16 protein-coding genes, 1 pseudogene and 1 riboswitch are annotated in these 19,703 nt (G+C 51.6%); of the genes and pseudogenes, 11 read left to right on the top strand and 6 right to left on the bottom strand.

Annotated features, from left to right (window positions below; genetic code table 11):
• Positions 1-1,250 precede the first annotated feature (1,250 nt).
• The 3 genes and pseudogenes from P9J57_RS21080 to P9J57_RS21090 form a co-directional block, all read right to left on the bottom strand.
• Positions 1,251-2,332 (bottom strand): annotated as a pseudogene (locus tag P9J57_RS21080) (DDE-type integrase/transposase/recombinase); the annotation flags it as partial.
• 352 nt (positions 2,333-2,684) lie between these two features.
• Entirely contained in the window at positions 2,685-3,656 is a 972-nt protein-coding gene (locus P9J57_RS21085; RefSeq protein ID WP_207806235.1) for a ParB family protein, read from the bottom strand.
• Between the two features lie 7 nt (positions 3,657-3,663).
• Positions 3,664-4,863 carry an AAA family ATPase gene (locus P9J57_RS21090; RefSeq protein WP_013028020.1) on the bottom strand — a complete coding sequence of 400 codons (1,200 nt, stop codon included), beginning with the start codon at positions 4,861-4,863 and terminating at the stop codon, positions 3,664-3,666.
• A gap of 583 nt (positions 4,864-5,446) precedes the next feature.
• Between P9J57_RS21090 and P9J57_RS21095 the strand changes: the two genes are divergently transcribed.
• Entirely contained in the window at positions 5,447-5,662 is a 216-nt protein-coding gene (locus P9J57_RS21095) for a hypothetical protein (RefSeq protein ID WP_483279553.1), read from the top strand.
• Positions 5,663-6,797: 1,135 nt separating this feature from the next.
• Here the strand turns inward: P9J57_RS21095 and P9J57_RS21100 are convergent.
• Positions 6,798-7,727 (bottom strand): RepB family plasmid replication initiator protein, encoded by a 930-nt coding sequence (locus tag P9J57_RS21100; protein WP_013028019.1) that lies wholly within the window; start codon positions 7,725-7,727, stop codon positions 6,798-6,800.
• Positions 7,728-8,206: 479 nt separating this feature from the next.
• On the opposite strand from P9J57_RS21100, the gene P9J57_RS21105 reads away from it, so the two are divergent.
• Positions 8,207-9,577 (top strand): aldehyde dehydrogenase family protein, encoded by a 1,371-nt coding sequence (locus P9J57_RS21105; RefSeq protein ID WP_116197827.1) that lies wholly within the window; start codon positions 8,207-8,209, stop codon positions 9,575-9,577.
• Between the two features lie 141 nt (positions 9,578-9,718).
• Here P9J57_RS21105 and zigA read toward each other — a convergent pair whose 3' ends face one another.
• A complete protein-coding gene (gene zigA, locus P9J57_RS21110) occupies positions 9,719-10,951 on the bottom strand; it encodes a zinc metallochaperone GTPase ZigA (RefSeq protein WP_013028017.1) in 1,233 nt (410 codons plus the stop codon).
• Between the two features lie 217 nt (positions 10,952-11,168).
• On the opposite strand from zigA, the gene P9J57_RS21115 reads away from it, so the two are divergent.
• From P9J57_RS21115 to P9J57_RS21130, 4 genes are read left to right on the top strand one after another with little or no spacing between them, the layout of a single operon-like run.
• Positions 11,169-12,695, top strand: coding sequence for an ABC transporter substrate-binding protein (locus P9J57_RS21115; RefSeq protein ID WP_028716062.1), 1,527 nt, complete (start codon positions 11,169-11,171; stop codon positions 12,693-12,695).
• A complete protein-coding gene (locus P9J57_RS21120; RefSeq protein WP_072404682.1) occupies positions 12,695-13,630 on the top strand; it encodes an ABC transporter permease in 936 nt (311 codons plus the stop codon). The genes P9J57_RS21115 and P9J57_RS21120 overlap by 1 nt, the downstream gene beginning before the upstream one ends.
• Complete coding sequence (locus tag P9J57_RS21125) at positions 13,627-14,406, top strand: ABC transporter permease (protein WP_022622827.1); 780 nt, start codon at positions 13,627-13,629, stop codon at positions 14,404-14,406. Before P9J57_RS21120 ends, P9J57_RS21125 begins: the two co-directional genes overlap by 4 nt.
• Complete coding sequence (locus tag P9J57_RS21130) at positions 14,403-15,836, top strand: ABC transporter ATP-binding protein (RefSeq protein WP_028716064.1); 1,434 nt, start codon at positions 14,403-14,405, stop codon at positions 15,834-15,836. Before P9J57_RS21125 ends, P9J57_RS21130 begins: the two co-directional genes overlap by 4 nt.
• Before the next feature lie 22 nt (positions 15,837-15,858).
• On the opposite strand, the gene P9J57_RS21135 is transcribed toward P9J57_RS21130, so the two are convergent.
• Entirely contained in the window at positions 15,859-16,407 is a 549-nt protein-coding gene (locus P9J57_RS21135; protein WP_014604694.1) for a helix-turn-helix domain-containing protein, read from the bottom strand.
• 94 nt (positions 16,408-16,501) lie between these two features.
• On the opposite strand from P9J57_RS21135, the gene P9J57_RS21140 reads away from it, so the two are divergent.
• The 5 genes from P9J57_RS21140 to P9J57_RS21160 all read left to right on the top strand — a co-directional run bounded on the left by P9J57_RS21140 (position 16,502) and on the right by P9J57_RS21160 (position 19,694).
• The gene (locus P9J57_RS21140) at positions 16,502-17,173 is read left to right on the top strand and encodes an AzlC family ABC transporter permease (RefSeq protein ID WP_013028011.1); all 672 of its coding nucleotides are present in this window, start codon (positions 16,502-16,504) and stop codon (positions 17,171-17,173) included.
• Positions 17,170-17,490, top strand: coding sequence for an AzlD domain-containing protein (locus tag P9J57_RS21145; protein ID WP_013028010.1), 321 nt, complete (start codon positions 17,170-17,172; stop codon positions 17,488-17,490). Before P9J57_RS21140 ends, P9J57_RS21145 begins: the two co-directional genes overlap by 4 nt.
• 58 nt (positions 17,491-17,548) lie before the next feature.
• A riboswitch (TPP riboswitch) is annotated at positions 17,549-17,668 on the top strand.
• 138 nt (positions 17,669-17,806) lie between these two features.
• Entirely contained in the window at positions 17,807-18,739 is a 933-nt protein-coding gene (locus P9J57_RS21150; RefSeq protein ID WP_028716065.1) for an FAD-dependent oxidoreductase, read from the top strand.
• Complete coding sequence (gene thiS, locus P9J57_RS21155; protein WP_013028008.1) at positions 18,736-18,933, top strand: sulfur carrier protein ThiS; 198 nt, start codon at positions 18,736-18,738, stop codon at positions 18,931-18,933. The genes P9J57_RS21150 and thiS overlap by 4 nt, the downstream gene beginning before the upstream one ends.
• A 2-nt stretch (positions 18,934-18,935) precedes the next feature.
• Positions 18,936-19,694 (top strand): thiazole synthase, encoded by a 759-nt coding sequence (locus P9J57_RS21160; RefSeq protein WP_013028007.1) that lies wholly within the window; start codon positions 18,936-18,938, stop codon positions 19,692-19,694.
• Positions 19,695-19,703: the final 9 nt, after the last annotated feature.

Consider the following 19,703-nt stretch of genomic DNA (forward strand, 5'->3'; position numbering starts at 1 on the left):
TTGATAAGTATGAATTTCAGCCTGAAATCGCCAAACAGGTCATCTGCGATTGCTGATTACAGTGGTTGTGATTCGCTGTAATCAGTGTCGAAAGTCGTTCCTGTGATTGAAGCGGGATGTAGCCTCAGCAGGATGAAATAAACAAAACTCAGCCAACATGAGCATGTTATGAGTGAAGACCAGAACAGTTAATCTCAAAAGGATCTCGTTGCCGATTCACTGTAATCAGTTTTTCATCATGGATGGGGATGTGACAGTGCCACACATAGTAGAATCAAGCCTATGGCCTACGTTTACAGATTACAGTGAACGTCGGGTTGGCCTGAATGCAGCTTATAGTATTTAGTAAAAACATCATGCCAACGCCATAAGCCGTTAGCTTTCGCCCGGGCATCACTGTTCTGTAAGGAATAGCGTTTTTCTCCTCCTGCAGGCACTGATGCGAATTTGATAAAATGCTGTACAGCATCAGGCTTTTACTTTCATTAGCGCCTAACAGAACGCTTTCGCTCTCCAGCCTTGTCTCTTACTGATTCGAATAATACCTGGGCTGAAACGGGTTTTGGATGATGACTGCACCGATTTCAGCTTGTCGCTGTGCATTCTGTCGTCGCGTCAGCGCTCGTTTTCACTAAATCGTTATGTTATCAACGTGAGGCCGATTGCCAGGCGTGAATCTGTTCCGCTTAAGCGAAAGGCCAGAGTCACGATGCAAACTGCGACATGTTTTTTAGCATCGGGGCATGAAACCAACTCCATGTGCTTAACTTACTTACTCCTGAAACGCCTATCAGTAAGGCGAAAGATTGGCGCATGTCTCTGTCATTAAGGCTTTCTCAACTTATCCACTTTTTCTGTGGATAACTAAGGGATATTTTCTGTATATCAATTTAACCAGAGTTTGACCGGGACGTTCGTCTTCAAAAAAATAACAAAGCAAAACCCTGACGCATTGACTTCTCTCAGAAACCGAGGGATTACTTTTTATCGCTGACTGAATTTCAGGCTGAAATCGCCATCATAAAAACAATATTTTTCATGAAGATAGGGTTGAAAAAAGCGTCTCTTTCGCCCTGACACCGATAATCCACACACTGCTAAATCTCTTATTGCAATCACAGCAACACCGCTAATTGAGATGCCGTCGAAAAATTGCTGTATCCGTCTCTGTTTGTGTAAATATCGCGCAGACTGCATCCAATAAAAATCATCGACGTGATTTGCCCCCACAGCATTGAGCACAATAGACCGTTAGCCATGTCGGTTGGGTTACCTTCTCTGTTAGCATTTTGCCAGCCCACTGCTAACCTCGCTGACGTCAGATAAATCACTCAGGAATGAGGCTGAAACGCTTATAGTCCTTCCGCCAGTCGTTAATGTTTTTTTTGGGTGAACACTTTCGCTTAACCCGGGCTTAATCTGACACGCCTTTAGAAAACTACCATTTAAGCTTTCGATAACCCCATAGGTATTTGATCGCCCGGCTGAATAAGCCGAAGCTTAACGCCATGCGCAAAGGTCCACTGGTTCAGTGCCCGCCAGGTAAACGCTGGTGCAGAGTCTGGTCTTAACGTTACCGGATAGCCATGAAATAGCACAATACTGTCCAGAATACGTGTGACCTGCATGCCAGATATACCTGAGGTAAGAGAAACTGACAGGTATTCATTGGTAAAATCATCAACGCAGATATAACACTTTATTCTGCGTCAGGATGCCTGTGCGTCCATGACGAAATACGGTGACCACGACAGACCAGGAGCAGCAAGACGGAGCAGAGGAAGGCGTTCTGTAACCCGTACTCTACGACCTCGCCTGCAATTAACACCCGGGCCGCTGAGAGGGTAAAGGCATCACAAGTACTTGTGATTAACATGCAGGCCTTCTCGTTGCCGTAGTTTCCCGCTATACGGCGCTAACCGAAACGCCGTCGCTCGGATGGCAGCGCAATCGAGCGCCCTGAAAAATGCGCATCAGCCACCGGAGGCTGCTTCTCATGGCAGCAAGTCGACAGGAACAAATCAGCATACGTGCACGCACGAGGTCGTGACAGACTCATCACTTCACACCTCACTGCAACCGCTTCCCGCTTGCGATCTGTCGTCAGTATTATCGGCTCAACCACCTGTAATGCATCTTCACTCAGGCATCACTTCTGCAAGTCACTTCCTGAGACGGGCTCTCTCTTCTTCAGGCGTTTTACTTCAGGGAGAGCAAAGCCATTAAATGTCTTACGCCAGGCGCAAAAGTTTGTGTCAGAAATAATATGCTTATGGGAGGAAGTGCCAGCCTCGGCTATGCAAGCGATACTGATGATCTGTTCGTACAAAATCTGTCTTCATTGGGATGTCCTCGCGTTGTTATAACATCATGTTGTGGCCAGCAACGGGGAGCAGGTCAGTCGAATCAAAAATCCTTTAGCACCGAGGCAGACAACCACATTAAAACCACAGGCGGCAGGCGGCAGGCGGCAGGCGGCAGGCGGCAGGCGGGAAATATAGCGAATTTCATTTTGGGAAATTAAATTAAAAAATTTAAAAAACAGTATCTTAGAGATAAATCTCAGGCTATTTATTTGGCGATTTCAGCCTGAAATTCGCTATAGCGATATCGAATATTACAGGGATAAAGGAAATATGAGGGAATAAAAAACCAGACAATCATTTTGCCTGGTTTGATATGTTTCATCGGGTCATATACTTCTTTAATGTCTCAGCAATGACCTTATCAAGCTCGTCCTGGAGTTCTTTCGACTGGCGGTTAAACTCATAGCTAAACATTCTTCCTCGCGTTTTTTTGCGCGCAAATCGATCCTTATCAGCAAAGGACCAGAGAGCCACCGCTGTGGTTTTATCTTTCTCAGGTTCTTTAACAAGCGTCTGGCTGCCCTGACGAATCAACCTCAGAATCGTGTTTTTTAACTCGTCCTCAGCCAAACCATCACGAGCCCTGACAACATCGATTTCAGCCGAGATAGCGTTTATCAATGCCTCGACGGTTTGCCCGGTCTCACTCAGTTTATCCGCAGCCTGAAGCAAGGCTTTATAATCAGGATAAGTCAGCTCTGACTGATTAGGAAAAAGAGAGATCAAATCAGCGGGAACGCTGGCAGCTTGTAAAGCACGGGTGACCTTGGCTTGCGAAAGGCCCTGATTTTCAGCAATCTCTTTTTGGGATAAGCCGCCGTCTTTGAGCGCCAGTAATCGCATCCCGACTTCACGCAAATTATGCTCACGAGCCGTCTGAATATCCTGCGCAAGCCTGCGTGCCTCATCCGGAGTGATGACCGCATTGGTCACAAGAATATCCAGACCGGTTTTACAATAAAGTGCTGCCGCGCGACGTCGTGAGCCGTCCAGTATCTCTATACGTTCGCCCTGCATCACACCAATGGCAGGGAAAAACTGCTGAAGCTTAATCGTGCGGATAATATCCCGCAGTGAGTCAGGCGTAAGACCAGACTGATCGCGACCATTCGTTTCCATGGTCACAAAGGTTTTGCTTTCTATCTCATTCGCAGGAATGTGTTCAAAACGGAATACGGCACGTTTTCCTGTGGCAAGAACAAACGTCTGCGAAGGGTTATCAGAGAGTTTTTCTGTGTTTAACGGTGTCTGGCTGAAGGTTCTGCCGATCGTTATTCTTTTCGCACTCATAAAAACCTCAGTTCAGGCGGATAAATTCAATGCGGTCAAAAACCGCTTTAGCGAAGTCTTCGGCGGCAGAACGGGCGTTTTTCAGCGCCTCACTGCTACCTACATAGGTTGACGGATTAGCCGATATAACCGTGTCAAACGACTCACCGCAACGCTCAAAACCATCCAGACGGGGCAGGGTTGCGTCCAGCATGTCGCCGCCGAAAATTTCTTTAGCAAGGCTGTGGCAAAGTTTATGGTCTGCTTTGTTAGAGAGTTTTGACATAAACCCGATATTGCCCTGGAGACGGCATACGGCTCCCGACTCTTCAATAATGCCAATCAGCTCTGGTAAACGAGTCAGGTATTTGAGGGTAGAGTGGAAATCAACCTGTGCCGGTGGGACTGGAGTCATCAGGAGGTCGGATGCGGCGATCGCATTCTTTAAAAATGCATCCAGATGTGGGCCACTGTCGATGAAGATGAAGTCGTAATCTTTTTTAAGCTTAGACACGACATTATCGTATAACACCGAATGAATGTTTTGCCCTGGCAAATGAGTGGCACACAGCTGATCCCAACTTGATGCAATAAATGCGTCATCTATTGATGCAGGTAATACGTCCACACCGGGAATAATGGATGAAACGATAAATTCACTTACCAGCTCATCCCGTGTGACGTTTTGTAGCATCGCCTGAGCGGCAGTCGCCTCCACGAGCCCGACAGAACGCTCGTGATTCAAAAACATCGTGGCAGAAGACTGTGGGTCGAGATCAATCACAAGGATGCGCAGGTCTTCATATAAAAGGTGAGGGTGAGCCCGAAGAGCGTGAGCCAGAGAAACAGTAGAAACCGTCTTGGAAACGCCGCCTTTAAGATTCCCCACAAATAAAGTAAAGGCTTCAGTGTGACGATCGCGATATTTCGGCACGCCGCGATGATGATAGATATCAATAATGTTCTGAATGGACATGGCGTACTTCACCGAGCTACCGGCAGCGCGCTTATCGAACTGATAACCACTCTCTTCCATTTCGTTTACGGCATAATCAACGCTGGCGCGGGTCAGTTTTGGCAGTTTAGCCAGAGCCGCCTTGGCATAAATTTGGTAGTAGCTGTTTTCCTGCAACTCAAGCTTTTGTGCCTGAATTTGTTCAGTAAGGCTCAATAACATGCGTTCGGAACGCTGAGCAACTTTCATGACCTGACTATCATCGTTAGCCATACTTACTCCAAATATGTAGGATTTATGAATTTATACCTAAATCCTGCACACAAGGCAACAAGTTATCATATCAACGCAATACTGTGTTAAATGTAGGACTCCTGATTTCTGTGACTTTGTTCGCACAATTCACTGTGATGAGCGGGACACATCTCGAGCTCGCGCACATGAAATACCGCCCATTCATCTTCACAGCCTTAACCTTGACGCTTGATCCAGCACACGATAAGGCTGACAAATTCTATCTCCTGTAAAAGCTGGTAAGAAAAGGCATCAATAACAGTGTCGAACGTTCACTGTAATCAGTGAATGAATGCATTCGAATTTTTGCAGACCTGATGGAGATCAATTCAGTTCCAATACGTGTTACCCGTAAGCAGGAGGGCCAGGCCAATATGCTGATTTAACCGCATATCTGGAGCACAGATTCATGCCGGTTGGCAGCTGTAAGATCGCTAAACTGAAAGATTCACTATAGTCAGCAAAAGATTCACTGTAATCAGTAAAACGAGGGATGGGTGCATCATGAGTTCAGGCCGATGTGTAGCCCTGCTGTGAAGCCGGTAGACAAAAGGGTACTGAGTTGAACGGACTGGCAACTGGCAACTGGCAACTGGCAACTGGCAACTGGCAACTGGCAACTGGCAACTGGCAACTGGCAACTGGCAACTGGCAACTGGCAACTGGCAACTGGCAACTGGCAACTGGCAACTGGCAACTGGCAGGGTGTCATATCCCGTTTTTCAACGAAAGAAAAGGGGAGTCATTACATAGGGCGCCGACAGAGGATTCACTATAATCAGCAAGTACAGCGCTCAGTATATTCACTGTAATCAGTAAAAGTTATGGGTAACTTTAGGCATTCACTGTAGTCAGTAACCTTCCGCTTTCATTTTGATGGCCCCTTTACGAGGAGTCATCAGGCTGGCCTTTCCCACAGCCAGACTCTAACGTAAACGCAGAACGGCTATGGGACTGAGTTTCAAACATTCACTGTAATCAGTAAATACGCATCCAGCCAAACACCTCATACGGGGTTGAATGCTAAACAACTCAATCTACTTTCACCAGCCCCAGCATGGTCAGAGCATTCACTGTAATCAGTATACTTCGTAAGTTCTGACCCGCGGGTCAGTGACCAGAATCAGGCCACGTCTCATCATGGGCGGGCTTACGGGTGAGAGGGGATTCACTGTAGTCAGTAAAACATTCACTGTAATCAGTAAAAGAAGGAAAGGAATTCGGTTGGCTGCAAACGGAACCTGGCCGCGTCAGATGGGATGTTCACTATAATCAGCAAACGTGATTTTCATTTAACCTGCCAGTATCTCAACATTCACTGTAATGAGCTAAGTGTTCACTGTAGTCAGCTGACTTCGTGACAAATGCTGAAGCTTCATCCCAAACGGCACACATCATTCACTGTAATCAGCACTGGCTTAACCCTGTCACTTTTTTTTAAGCGGAAAAGCACCCAATTGGAACAGGAAAGGCAGGGCAAATAGCCAGCAAAACAGAGGTAAAAAAAGACACTATTAAACAATGGGTTAACTCTAACATTCACTGTATTCTGTAAATAACAAAGCTCAGTAAATTCACTATAAACAGTATGACGACGCGGAGGTTTGCTTTCGAGCCGACATTCACTGTAATCAGTAAAAGCGGTTTAAACGCACGGAGAGAGGTGTTCTAAAAAAGGTTAGTAAGTGCAAGCTAACTTATAAGCTATTGATAAAAATGCACTTAAAAAAGGGACGGCGAAAGTAGAGATATGGACCAGCTCACTTCTACTGATTACAGTGAACACGACTGATTACAGTGAATGGCCAGCCAACTGCCTGGAGAATTCAGACGAAAGTGATAGGCATACGTGTCACTTTTTGGCAAAAGTGACACTGCAACGCGAGGAGTACTGATTACAGTGAACGTTGGGCTCAGTCTTCAAAATCGATGTCATCGAGCGTATCGATTCCTTCCAGGTTACTGATACCATCGAGTTTCGGTGTTCTGCTGTGAATGATGAAAAATACGGAGCGGCCTCGTTTGACTTCAGAGTAATCAAGGTAGCCAATCTCTTTAAGCTGTTCCATCGCGCGCCGTACCACGTGATTCTGTGTGGTAATCTTTGAGCCAAGATTGAGCCGCATACGTAAGCGGGCAAGAGAGATAGGCGCAGGGTTGGTCGGCAGGCTCTCCAGGAACGTATAAAGCGCCTGAGCCGATTCTTTACGCTTAAGGCGGGAGATAGCCCTCAGCTGCAGTAAAACCTTGTGGTCGAAGTTATACAGCTCAAAGAGCTTGGGATCAGCCTGTATGCGGACAATGTCTTTTTCACGATCGTAATAAGCTGACTGTACCAGATGCGTATGATAGGCCTTACCGTTACCTTCAAAAGAGAGAGTGTTCGTCGCAATACGGCGTAACGAAGCGTCGAGTCGCTTACGCAATGCGGCAGAGGAGTTGGCGGAGGGAATACCGCACATCTTCACGAAATCAATAAAAGGCAGGGTTACCGTATCACCCTGTGTAGGGTAACGGGAAAAAGACTGAATAATACCGGCCCAGGTCTTAAAGTCATTATCCATATCCAGTCTGGCACCGGTGATGGTAATCTTTTCATAACCTTCCGCTTTAACCAGAGAGAGGTTTTTAAGCTCTTTGGTGGCATCGGTTGAAGCCATAGCACCAGAAATGCCCCGCGCTGTGGATTTAAGCGTGGGAACAAAGAGTCCCAGACGCATTAAGGCCACGGGCTGAACGGTATTATTTTTGTTGGGATGAAGCTGAATAACTTCACCACTGTTTTTGGTCACAGACAGAAAAGGCTCTAGTAACGCTTTGTTTTCACTATCTTTATCTGCCATTGGATAAGATCTTCATTCTGTGGATGAAAAGGATCGTTTTCTGATTACAGTGAACATTAGCACTGATTATAGTGAACATTCTACTGTGTATAGTGAATAAAGTACTGATTACAGTGAATACTTTACTGATTACAGTGAATGCAAACACCCTCTCAGCCCTTGTGTGGTGCGGCCTGCGACGATCGGGGATCTCTTTGGATCTATAAGGGATCTCTTTATGATCGTTATATAGGAACTATTCACTGTATAAGTGGATAACTTGCATGAAACACATATGGCATTCACATTATTCAGCCGTCTGTCCGGATCCGTTCTGCCAAAATAGTTACGTGCTGCTCGTCGTGTTCGCCTGAGCGAAACCTGGCGTGATAAAGCTAGCACTTCATTTTTTATAAACAACTTGCTCAGCATTATTCATTTTTCATCAGCATTATCCCGGCGTATGGTGACAACATCACTTATTGAAAAGGATCGAAACCATGACTGACTTTGCCGTGTCACGTAATCCAACCACGGGCGACATTCTCGCCAGCTATCCCATGCAGAACACAGCTGAACTGGAACAGGCATTAAGCACCAGCGCGGCTGCGTTTAAAAAATGGCGAAAAAGCAGCATGGCATCACGCGTAACGGTGCTTCGCCAGCTCGGTCATCAGCTTCGTGAACGCGAGCCTGAACTGACACGCATGATTACCTTAGAGATGGGTAAACCCGTGGCGCAGGCGAGAGCGGAGATCCTGAAATGCGCCAATCTGTGTGACTGGTATGCAGAATTTGGACCTGCGATGCTGGAAGACCAGCCATCACAGGTACCTGATGCGTGGCAGTCCTTTCGCCCAATAGGCGTAATACTGGCCGTCATGCCGTGGAATTTCCCCTTCTGGCAGGTTCTGCGCGGCGCCGTAGGCATGCTGCTGGCGGGTAACACCTATCTGCTTAAACACGCGCCCAACGTCATGGGAAGCGCAACGCTGATGGCTGAGTTATTTGATGCAACCGACCTGCCAAAGGGCGGTTTTAATCTGATTAACGTTGATAACGAAGGTGTCTCAACCGCTATCAAAGATGATCGTATTGCTGCAGTCGCAGTAACAGGCAGTGTTCGGGCAGGTGCAGCGATCGCAGCACAGGCGGGCGCAGCGTTGAAAAAGACCGTGCTGGAATTGGGCGGATCAGATCCTTTCATCGTGCTGGCTGATGCAGACCTCGATGAAGCGGTGAAATCTGCGGTGACAGGCCGTTATCAGAATACCGGACAGGTCTGTATGGCGGCTAAACGGTTCATCATTGAGGCATCCATCGCAGAGGCATTTGAGGCCCGTTTTGTAGAGGCTGTCAAAGCGCTTAAAATCGGCGATCCTTTGAATGAGGACACCTATATCGGACCAATGGCCCGCGCCGATCTGCGTGATGAGCTGGATCAGCAGGTACAAGCCAGCCTGCGTGAGGGTGCCCGGTTGGTGTTAGGCGGTGAGAAAATAGCAGGGCAGGGCAACTATTACGCCCCCACCATCCTTTCAGACGTCACCAGCGAAATGACCGCCTTCCGGCAAGAGCTGTTTGGTCCGGTAGCGGCGATTGCCGTGGCCCGGGATGCGGAGCACGCTCTGGAAATCGCCAATAACAGCGACTTTGGGCTGAGCGCGACCGTCTGGACAGGCGATGAGCATATGGCTGCCCGGATGAGCGAAGAGCTGGAAGTGGGCGCTGTGTTTATTAATGGCAATGGCGCTTCAGATCCGCGCGTCACCATTGGTGGTGTGAAAAAGAGTGGCTATGGCCGCGAACTGTCACATTTTGGTGTGCATGAGTTCTGTAATGTGCAGACGATTTGGAAAAACCGTCGGTAATCCACGTTCTGGCTTCTGGCGACAACAACAATAAAACAGGCGCATGACAATGCGCCTTTTTCTTATCACTTTCAGCCTTCATGCAGAACAGACAAACGGGTTTTCTATTGCGAGTCAGAGGATGCAATCAGGATATAACGATCAGGAATCAGCATCACCAAACCAGCCCGGCATGGGATCCGGAAGCGTTACCCAGTATTCGGGGCCCTGAGCCATTTCAAGCGGCGTTAACAGCGCAGCGTCAAGCGCGCTGCGCACCTGATCTTCATCCATTTCAATGCCGATAAAAACCAGTTCCTGTCGGGCATCGCCAATCCCATCCAGCCAGTTCTCAGCAATAAAATTCAGAGACTCGCTGTCTCTGGGCCATTTGTCCCGCGGAATGCTGGCCCACCAGCTCCCGGCATAACCATGCTGTGCGACCGCGCCGGCCTGTGACCACATCGCCGCATATTCCGGGCGGCTGGCCAGCCAGAAATAGCCTTTCGAGCGAATGACGCCATCAAGCTGGTGGTTAACAGCATGCCAGAAACGTTCTGGATGAAAAGGGCGCCTGGCACGGTAAACAAAACTGCGAATACCATACTCTTCTGTTTCAGGCTGATGCTCGCCGCGCAGCTCTTTCAGCCAACCCGGTGCCTGTGCAGCCTGATCAAAGTCAAACAGACCGGTATCCAGTACCTGATCAAGGGGAACGTTACCAAAGTGGCTGGTGATGATACGCGCTCGTGGATTCAGCGAATGTAACATCGCTTTAAGCGTCCGTTGCTCATCCTCCGTGATGAGGTCAGTCTTATTAACCACCAGCACATCACAGAATTCGATTTGATCGACCAGAAGATCGACGACAGATCGCTCATCTTCTGCCCCAAGAGATTCTCCTCGTGCCTGAAGCGAGTCGACCGAACGGTAATCCTGAAGGAAGTTATACCCATCTACGACGGTGACCATGGTATCTAACCGCGCAATAGTGGATAAACTCTCCCCGTCCTCATCGGCGAAGGTGAAGGTTTCTGCAACCGGAAGCGGCTCAGAGATGCCGGTCGATTCTATGACAAGATGATCAAAGCGGCCTTCCTGCGCCAGCCGTTTGACCTCCAGTAACAGGTCTTCACGAAGGGTGCAGCATATGCAGCCATTGCTCATTTCCACCAGCTTTTCGTCGGTACGAGAGAGTTCAGCTCCGCCATTACGCACCAACGCCGCATCGATGTTGACTTCAGACATATCGTTAACAATCACTGCAATGCGTCGACCCTCGCGATTATTAAGAATGTGATTTAGCAGTGTCGTTTTACCTGCACCGAGAAATCCTGACAGTACAGAAACAGGCAAGCGGGGATCGGGTGAGTCCGGTAAGGAATGAAGCGCCATGAGAGATCCTTAAAATCAGTGTCATTTAATATGTTATAACATAACAAAATGGCGGTGATTTTCAACACTGTTTGTCAGGAATAGCAAAACACAGGATCGTGAAACTGCTGAGTGACTATCCCGTTTTCGACTCGACATGTTCAGATGGGTTTTGCTTTGGGTTGATATGTTATAACATAATATTTCTGGGTAACATTATGTGGTTAAAAGACATATTATGAAACAACTTAAGCACCTCCTTCACAGCACGCTTGCGTGCCTGTTATTTGCCTCCTTGAGTGCCGGTGCTGCCGAAACAAAACCGGTCCGTATTGCCGCCCCATTTGAAATTAAGGGTGCCGATCCCGCTCTTTCGGGTGATATTTTACTCCGCATGGATGTGGTGGAAACGCTGGTGGAGACGGATGCTAAAGGAGCCCCTGTTCCAGCGCTGGCAGAGAGCTGGCAGGCTTCTCCGGATGGTCTGCAATGGCGCTTTACACTGCGTCCAGGCGCCCATTTTCACGACGGTTCCCCTGTTACTGCTGAAAGCGTGGTGAAATCACTTAACATCGCCCGCGGTAAGCCGGGCTTGCTGGATAAGGCACCGATAACGTCGATTGTGGGTGAAGATCGACAGGTCACCATCACACTCAGTGAACCTTTTACACCGCTACTGGCGGTGCTGGCAGAAAGTCGTTCACAAATTCTGGCGCTGGCATCATGGGATAGCACGAACGCTGTCACGCGGATCATTGGCAGCGGTCCGTTTCAGCTGGTAAGTTTCCAGCCGCCTCAGGCGCTGAGCGTAAAGCGATTTGAGGGTTACTGGGGGGGAAAACCGGCCATCGCTGGCGCTGAATTTTTATCTGCGGGACGCGCTGAAACACGCGCACTGCTGGCTGAAAGCGGAGACGCCGATTATGTTTTTAACCTTGATGCCGCCAGTCGGCAGCGCCTGTCACATAAAAAATCTCTGCAGCTGCTTACCGTTTCCGTTCCACGAACGGTGATGCTCAAACTGAATCTGGCACATCCCTTTCTCAGCGACCACACCACGCGCGAGGCGTTAAGCCTGGCGATTAACCGGAGTGCGCTTGCTAATGCGGTTTTGCGCTATCCGGGGGCGGCGACACAGATGTTCCCGCCTTCGATGGCCGAGTGGCACAATCCGGCATTGCCCACGCTGGATTACTCACCACAGCGTGCAGCAGCATTGCTTACGCAGTCAGGCTGGCAAGCCGGTCAGGATGGGATACTGATCCGTAATGGACAGCGTTTTACGCTCACGCTGCTGACCTATCCGGACCGTCCTGAATTGCCGCTCATCGCGATGGTAATCCAACAGCAGCTGCGTCAGATTGGAATCGATGTCGTCATTAATTCAACTAACTCCAGTGAAATCCCCGCTCGTCATCACGACGGGAGCCTGCAGATGGCGCTGTTCGCCCGTAATTTTGCCTTAACGCCCGATCCCACCGGTACGCTGCTTCAGGATTACGGCCCTCAAGGCGGTGACTGGGGAGCAATGAACTGGCACGACAAGGCCTTTAACGAGGCGCTCGGTACGTTATCGCAGAGTCATGATCCTGCGGTGCGACAAAAGGCCAGAGAGGTCATTACTACGGCTTTCCAGCGCGATTTGCCGGTTATTCCCATCGCCTGGTATCAGCAGTCGGCGGCAGTTAATGCCAGCCTCACCTCGGTCACGCTGGATCCGTTTGAACGCCATTTTGGCCTGCGTGATATGCAATGGGTGAAATGATGCTTAAACAACTCAGCTGGCGCCTTTGCCAGGCCGCCTTCGTCATTCTCGCGGTCGGGATCTTAACGTTTGTTCTGGTACAGGCATTACCGGGTGATATGGCCTGGCGTATCGCATCGGGACGTTATGGTTATGATAGGGTCGATCTGGCAGCGGTAGCCCAGGTAAAACAGCAACTGGCGGATATGACCGCCCAGGGAAGTGCGCTGGGGCAGTGGATGTGGGATCTGCTGCGCTTCAACTTTGGCCGTTCACTGGTATCGGGTGAGCCTGTCAGTGGCGAACTGGTCTGGCAATTGAAACAAACGTTCGCCCTTGCCGGCTTTTCTCTGTTACTGACCCTGCTGCTGATTATTCCACTCGGGATTTGGGCAGGCTGTCATCCCGGCCGTTTCCTGGACCGGGCCATTAACGGCGCTGCCGCCATTCTCAAATCGGTTCCGCATTTTGCTCTTGGCCTGCTGCTTATCGTTTTGTTTGCGCTGCGTCTGGACTGGCTGCCCAGTGCCGGGCAGGGGAACTGGCGACATTTCATCCTGCCGTCAGTGACGCTGGCGCTGCCGCTAAGTGCCGTGGGCGCTCGGGTCGTACGTGAGGCGACATTCCAGGCTGTAACGGCCAGCTGGTATCGCTGGGGGGCACAAAAGGGTCTCTCTCAACCGCGTCTTTTCTGGCGTCACGCCCTGCGTAATCTCAGCGTTTCGGTCGTGACCTGGCTCGGCATGCAGTTCGTCTGGCTGGTGGAAGGCGTGGTGGTGGTGGAAACGCTGTTTGCCTGGCCAGGCATTGGCCATGCGCTGGTCCATGCGATTTTTGCCCGGGACGTGCCCGTGATACAGGCCAGCGCAATGGTACTGGGGCTGACGTTTGTCACCCTGAACATGCTGGTCGATGGTTTGTGCTATGTGTTGGATCCAAGGGGGAAACGCATATGACCTTTCGTCAAAAAACAGGTCTGGCAATTATTCTGGCGTTGCTCGCGTTTGCCTGGCTGGTGCCGTTATTCGGGGCTGGGGATCCTGTGCAGCAGGACCTGTTGCAGATGTTACAGCTTCCCTCTGGGCAGGCCTGGTTGGGCTATGACCATCTTGGCCGCTCAATGCTGGCCCGGTTGAGTGCGGCACTCAGGTTATCACTGGGCCTGGCAGCGATATGCGTTATCACGGCACTGATAATGGGCACGCTGGCGGGGATCATGAGTGCCTGGCGCGGCGGTTGGGTGGACAAGGTGTGCAACGCATTAGCGGATATGTGCCTTGCGCTTCCCGGTCTGCTGCTGGTGCTGTTGTTAGCGGCTATCTCACCTGACTCGCCAGAAATGTTGTGGCTGGGGATTTCACTGGTGCTGTGGGTCGAGTTTTTTCGCGTGACGCGAGCCACCCTGCGACCCGTTGTTACGTCTCCCGCCGTCCAGTCCTCTTCACTGCTTGGTTTCTCGATACGCTATCTGTTTCGCAGACACTTATGGCCAGCCATGGCGCCCTTGTTGCTGACGTTAACGGTCTATGCGTTTAGCAGTGCCGTTATGGCGGTGTCCGCATTGGGATTCATCAGCGTGGGGGTTCGCCCACCGACACCAGAACTGGGGCTGATGATGACAGAACTTTTTCCCTATGCCTGGGAAGCGCCCTGGCTTCTACTCCAGCCCGTGCTGGTGCTTTTTTTGTTACTGACTGGCATGAATTTATTAGTGAATAAGGATCGGATATGACGGGCATAGTAATTAAACAGGTCGCCGTTTACGCCGAAGACTGCATCGTCGAGCCCGTGAGCATGGTCATTCAGCCGGGCAAACCCATGACGCTGGTGGGCGAAACCGGATCGGGAAAAAGTCTGTTCGCCCAGGCCATCATGGGGGCGTTACCAGAAGGACTCCGTGCCACAGGCACGGTTGAGATTGACGGACAACGTTATGATCTCCAAACCGATCTGGCCCGTCTTCGCGCTCAGTGGGGGCATCGCATCGCGTCTTTGCCCCAGGAACCCGGGCTGGCGCTCGATCCAACAATGCGTGTCAGCGCTCAGGTCGCGGAAGGTTACCGGTACGTGCGGGGCTTAGCCAGGAGGGATGCACAACAGGCCGCGGCACAGGCACTCGACCAACTGGGGCTTGCGCATGCCTCTGCGCGTTTTCCCTGGCAGCTTTCAGGGGGAATGGCCCAGCGGGTTTGCTTCGCGGCTGCTCGCGCGGGGGGCGCGACGCTGCTGATTGCAGACGAGCCGACTAAAGGGCTGGACGTCGCGCGGCGGGATGAAATGGGTAACCTGTTAAATACGGCGGTGGCTCAGGGTGAAACCTTGCTGACGATCACGCACGACATTGCACTGGCCCGGCAGTTAGGTGGTGAGGTCATGGTGATGCATAAAGGCAAAGTCGTTGAGCAGGGCAGCGCCGGGCAGGTGTTATACCGTCCACAAGCGCCTTACACCCAACTGCTGTTGGCGGCCGATCCTGAGGCCTGGGCGCCAGGCTCGCGAGTACCCTGTGATGAAACCATCGTGTTACAGACAGAGGGCCTTTCTCTGAAACGGTCAGGGAAGCAACTATTTCACAATGCCTCGCTAATCTTCCGGGCTGGCGAAATCGTGGGGCTTTACGGCGAAAGCGGCTGCGGTAAAAGTAGCCTGGGGGATACGCTATGCGGTTTGATAACGCCCGATGCGGGCAAGGTCGTGCGTCCAGGGGCTGCCAGTAGGTTACGTTACCAAAAACTTTATCAGGATCCCTCAGCCATATTTCCACCTGACATCGCGATGGCCAGGGTTATCGATGATGTTCTGCGGCTGCACCACGCCACGGTGAAACGACGTGATGAACTGATGGCACAACTGGGATTAGCGCACGCGTTGCTGAACCGTCCGGCTTCAGGTTTGTCAGGCGGCGAGCTTCAGCGCTTTTCACTGCTCAGGGTGATGTTACTGGACCCTGTGTTTTTATTCGCGGATGAGCCGACGTCGCGCCTGGATCCTGTCGTTCAGCAGCAGACGCTGGCGTTGATTAGCGAACTGGCAACACAGCAACGCTGCGCCATTTTGCTGGTCAGCCACGATCTCGCTTTACTGGAGAAAAGCGCGCATCGTGTTATCTCACTGGCCTCCCTCAGCCAGAGCGCCGCAATAGCCCAGGAAGTCTGTATTTAACCGAAGGCAGGGAAACCTGCCTTCACACATGCTCCATGACCAGCACAGCCAGCGTATCTGGCTCAAGCGCACGAAAAATATGCTCAGTGTCGCCCGGGTAGCTGATGTAATCGCCTACCTCAAGCTCAACGGGTGAATCAACCGGCCCAACCTCTGCGCGCCCTTGCGTCAAAATTAAATGTTCGATGGTATTCGGTGAATGCGGCTGTGAGCAGCGTTCGCTGCCGGGCTGTATGTGCAGCAGATAGATATCCCGTCGTGCGCCCGGTGGACAGGTTGCCAGTAAGACGGCTTTGTAATCAGCCTGCTCAGCAGCCACCGTGGGGCCTTCTCCGCGGCGAATAACCTGTAACCGGTTCGTTTCCGGCTCCATCAGGCGTGCAAATGGAATATTGAGCGCGACACACAGCGACCACAACGTCTCAATACCCGGATTGCCGTTACCGGCTTCAAGCTGAGACAGGGTCGATTTTGCAATCCCCGCCCGGCGAGCAACTTCAGCCAGCGTCAGGCCGGCACGCTGGCGTTCTCTTACTAAACCTCGGGCAATGATATCAATGGGCGTGCTCATCACTTTTCCTGTTCGTTAAAATGAACGTATCGTTCGTCTTGTAATACATATCCGATGTCCATTATAATGGATTTATCGTTCGTTATGGGATTCGATGTTGATGCTGGCAAAAAAATTCACGCTGGATAAAGGCGTTATAAAAGCAATTTTTCTGGTCTGTATCGCAGATGGCATTGTCGGCCTGTCTTACGGGTCGCTCGCCACTGCTGATGGCTTTCCGTTTTGGGTACCGCTGGCGTTATCAACGCTGGTGCTGGCTGGCGCATCGGAATTCTTATTTATTGGCATCGTTGCCGGCGGTGGCAGTCCGTTAACCGCTGCCGCGGCAGGTTTGCTGGTCAACGCCCGCCATCTTCCCTTTGGCATTGCGGTTAAAGACTTAGTGGGCAGAGGCTGGCGGGGGGCGCTCGGCTGTCACATTATGAACGATGAAAGTGTGGTGTTCGGCATCTCTCAGCCGCAGCTGGCTCAACGCCGCAGTGCGTTTTGGCTGTGCGGCATCGGTATCGGATTGATCTGGCCGTTCACCGTCATGCTCGGGGCCGCGATTGGCCAGTTTATCCCGAATATTTCCGTTATCGGTCTGGATGCGGTTTTTCCCGCCATTCTTATCGCACTCATCTTCCCGGCGTTACGCAAACCCCGAACCCGCATTCCTGCTGCTACCGGCGCCGTGCTGTCGCTGGCGGTCACGCCATTTGTTCCAGCAGGGATGCCTGTTCTGTTTTCGTTGTTAGGGCTGCTTACGTGGAGATCGCGTAAATGAATCATCCGATGATAATTGCAGGCATTGCCTTGCTGGCTGCCGGAACCTATGCCATTCGTTATGCGGGCGTCAAACTGGGTAACCGGTTGCCTGTCAGTGAGCGCACGCAAAATGTGTTATCCGATGCGGCCACGGTACTGTTACTGGCCGTTGCAGCCACCACCACGTTGTTCGAAGGTCAGCATTTTGCCGGGATGGCAAGGCTGCTGGGCGTGTCGTTTGCCATTTTTCTCGCCTGGCGCAGGGCGCCGCTGATCGTCATCATTTTGGGCGCAGCCTGTATGACCGCTCTGCTGCGTTACCTGAATGTGCCTTAGTCGCTAACGACAAATTGCTGCATCAGCCTTGACGTAAGGCGCGGCTTAAAATAAAACTAGAACCCGTCAGGGGAGTCTCGCCAAAGAGACTGAGAGGCTAATAGCGCAATGCGCGGCTTAGCGACCCTTAGAACCTGACCCAGTTGATACTGGCGTAGGAAGACGGGTATCTTTGCCACAGGCAGATACTTGCCGCAGAGTCTGCTTTTGCCGGGCTCATGCTTTTTCCCTTCTTGTATCACGGGTCTCTGACTGTTAACAGAGAGGCCAAAGTGAAAATCCTGTTTCTGATGTTATCCTGTCAGGTTGGCTGGCAATGAGCCGCTGGTCAGTGCTCGGCAGCGGCGTGTCCGGACTGTGTATCGCCACGCTACTGGCGGAGCAAGGTGAACCTGTCGAAATCATTACCTTACCGGACTGCCGCGCGGCATCGCACTGGGCTGGCGGTATGCTGGCGCCCTGGTGCGAAGCGGAAAGTGCGCCACAGCAGGTCGTTGACTGGGGTCAGTATGCTGCGGCATGGTGGTCGGCCCGGGTCAGCGGCGTGGAACAGCAGGGTACCCTGGTGATTGCGCCCCCGCGCGACAGTGCTGAGTTAACGCGTTTCGCTAACATGACCTCATCACATCAGTGGGTGACGCCAGCAGAGATTGAACCTGCGCTGGAAGACCGTTTTGCCCGTGGCTTGTTCTTTGCCGCAGAAGGTCATCTTGATCCCCGGCTGGCAATGCAACAATTACAAACGCGTTTACTGAATGCGGGGGTCCGGTTTCACCCGGGTAAACCCAGCGGGAAAATTATCGATTGCCGGGGTATTCATGCCCGGCAATCCCAACCCGAATTGCGTGCCGTGCGCGGTGAAATGGTTATTCTCCACACCGACGAAATAACGTTTTCCCGTCCTGTTCGCCTGCTGCACCCGCGTTTTCCCTGTTATCTGGTGCCCAGGGCACAGGGGCATTTTATGCTGGGCGCGACCATGGTCGAAAGCCAGGATGACAGCCCAATCAGCGCGCGCGCTATGATGGAACTGTTAAGCGCAGCCTACAGCATCCATCCCGCCCTCGCCGAAGCACGCATTATTGAAAGCGGCACAGGTATGCGTCCGGCTTACCGCCACAATCTGCCCGAAGTGCGTTACGAAAATGGCATTTTTTCTATTAACGGCATGTACCGTCACGGCTTCCTGCTGGCCCCGATGATGGCCGAGAAGCTTATGCAACAACTGACGTCCGAGGGAGTGCGATGAAAATAGAACTGAACGGCCTTGCTATTGAAACCGAAGCCCGCACGCTGGCTGAATTACTCGTGGAACAACATATCGATGCTGGCTGTGTCGCCAGTGCCGTGAACGGCGAATTTGTTCCCCGGGAGCGCTATTCCTCAGAGCCGCTTGTGGCGGGTTGTCGTCTTGAAGTGTTATCGCCGATGCAGGGAGGCTAACGATGTTTTATGACTTTAGCGGACAGTCACGTTTTTTACTGGGTACTGCAGGTTATCCCTCGCCGGATATTCTGCAACAGGCCGTTGGCGCATCCGGCGCCGAGATTATTACGGTGAGTCTGCGTCGTGAAGGAAGCCAGGGCGGAGCCTTTCGCGATCTCCTGAAAACCTTAAATAAACGCGTTTTACCCAATACCGCAGGCTGCCACACGGTGAAAGAAGCCGTGACGACTGCGCATATGGCGCGGGAATTGTTTGCCACGTCCTGGATCAAGCTTGAGGTGATCGGTCATGCCGATACCTTACAGCCCGATCCCTTTGCCCTCGTCGAAGCAGCACGTATTTTGTGTGCAGAGGGTTTCCACGTTTTCCCTTACACCACAGAAGATCTGATTGTGGGCGAGAAACTGCTGGACGCGGGCTGTGAAGTGCTGATGCCGTGGGGGGCGCCTATCGGCTCAGGCCAGGGATTACGCAATATCGAGGGATTACGCACGATGCGTGCCTGGTTTAAGGACGTTCCACTGATTATTGATGCCGGGATCGGTGCGCCGAGCCAGGCGGCTCAGGCGATGGAATTGGGGTTTGATGCTGTGCTGTTGAATACCGCCGTGGCGAAATCCAGCGATCCGGTTCGCATGGCTGGCGCATTTGCGCGCGCCATTGAAGCGGGATATCAGGCACGTCAGGCTGGCATGATGGAGCGTCGCGACATGGCTGCCGCCTCTACGCCCGTTTTCGGGCTGGCGCAATTTCGCTAAGGAGCAGAT

The organism is Pantoea sp. nfd-35 (assembly GCF_056892255.1).

What these genes read in the sequence shown, in the direction of transcription:
- P9J57_RS21140 (WP_013028011.1), top strand. Translation starts at nt 16,502, where the DNA reads ATGTTGATGCTGGCAAAAAAATTCACGCTGGATAAAGGCGTTATAAAA.
- P9J57_RS21105 (WP_116197827.1), top strand. Translation starts at nt 8,207, where the DNA reads ATGACTGACTTTGCCGTGTCACGTAATCCAACCACGGGCGACATTCTC.
- P9J57_RS21135 (WP_014604694.1), bottom strand. Translation starts at nt 16,407, where the DNA reads ATGAGCACGCCCATTGATATCATTGCCCGAGGTTTAGTAAGAGAACGC.
- zigA (WP_013028017.1), bottom strand. Translation starts at nt 10,951, where the DNA reads ATGGCGCTTCATTCCTTACCGGACTCACCCGATCCCCGCTTGCCTGTT.
- P9J57_RS21090 (WP_013028020.1), bottom strand. Translation starts at nt 4,863, where the DNA reads ATGGCTAACGATGATAGTCAGGTCATGAAAGTTGCTCAGCGTTCCGAA.
- P9J57_RS21085 (WP_207806235.1), bottom strand. Translation starts at nt 3,656, where the DNA reads ATGAGTGCGAAAAGAATAACGATCGGCAGAACCTTCAGCCAGACACCG.
- P9J57_RS21100 (WP_013028019.1), bottom strand. Translation starts at nt 7,727, where the DNA reads ATGGCAGATAAAGATAGTGAAAACAAAGCGTTACTAGAGCCTTTTCTG.
- P9J57_RS21150 (WP_028716065.1), top strand. Translation starts at nt 17,807, where the DNA reads ATGAGCCGCTGGTCAGTGCTCGGCAGCGGCGTGTCCGGACTGTGTATC.
- P9J57_RS21160 (WP_013028007.1), top strand. Translation starts at nt 18,936, where the DNA reads ATGTTTTATGACTTTAGCGGACAGTCACGTTTTTTACTGGGTACTGCA.
- P9J57_RS21145 (WP_013028010.1), top strand. Translation starts at nt 17,170, where the DNA reads ATGAATCATCCGATGATAATTGCAGGCATTGCCTTGCTGGCTGCCGGA.
- P9J57_RS21115 (WP_028716062.1), top strand. Translation starts at nt 11,169, where the DNA reads ATGAAACAACTTAAGCACCTCCTTCACAGCACGCTTGCGTGCCTGTTA.
- thiS (WP_013028008.1), top strand. Translation starts at nt 18,736, where the DNA reads ATGAAAATAGAACTGAACGGCCTTGCTATTGAAACCGAAGCCCGCACG.
- P9J57_RS21120 (WP_072404682.1), top strand. Translation starts at nt 12,695, where the DNA reads ATGCTTAAACAACTCAGCTGGCGCCTTTGCCAGGCCGCCTTCGTCATT.
- P9J57_RS21125 (WP_022622827.1), top strand. Translation starts at nt 13,627, where the DNA reads ATGACCTTTCGTCAAAAAACAGGTCTGGCAATTATTCTGGCGTTGCTC.
- P9J57_RS21130 (WP_028716064.1), top strand. Translation starts at nt 14,403, where the DNA reads ATGACGGGCATAGTAATTAAACAGGTCGCCGTTTACGCCGAAGACTGC.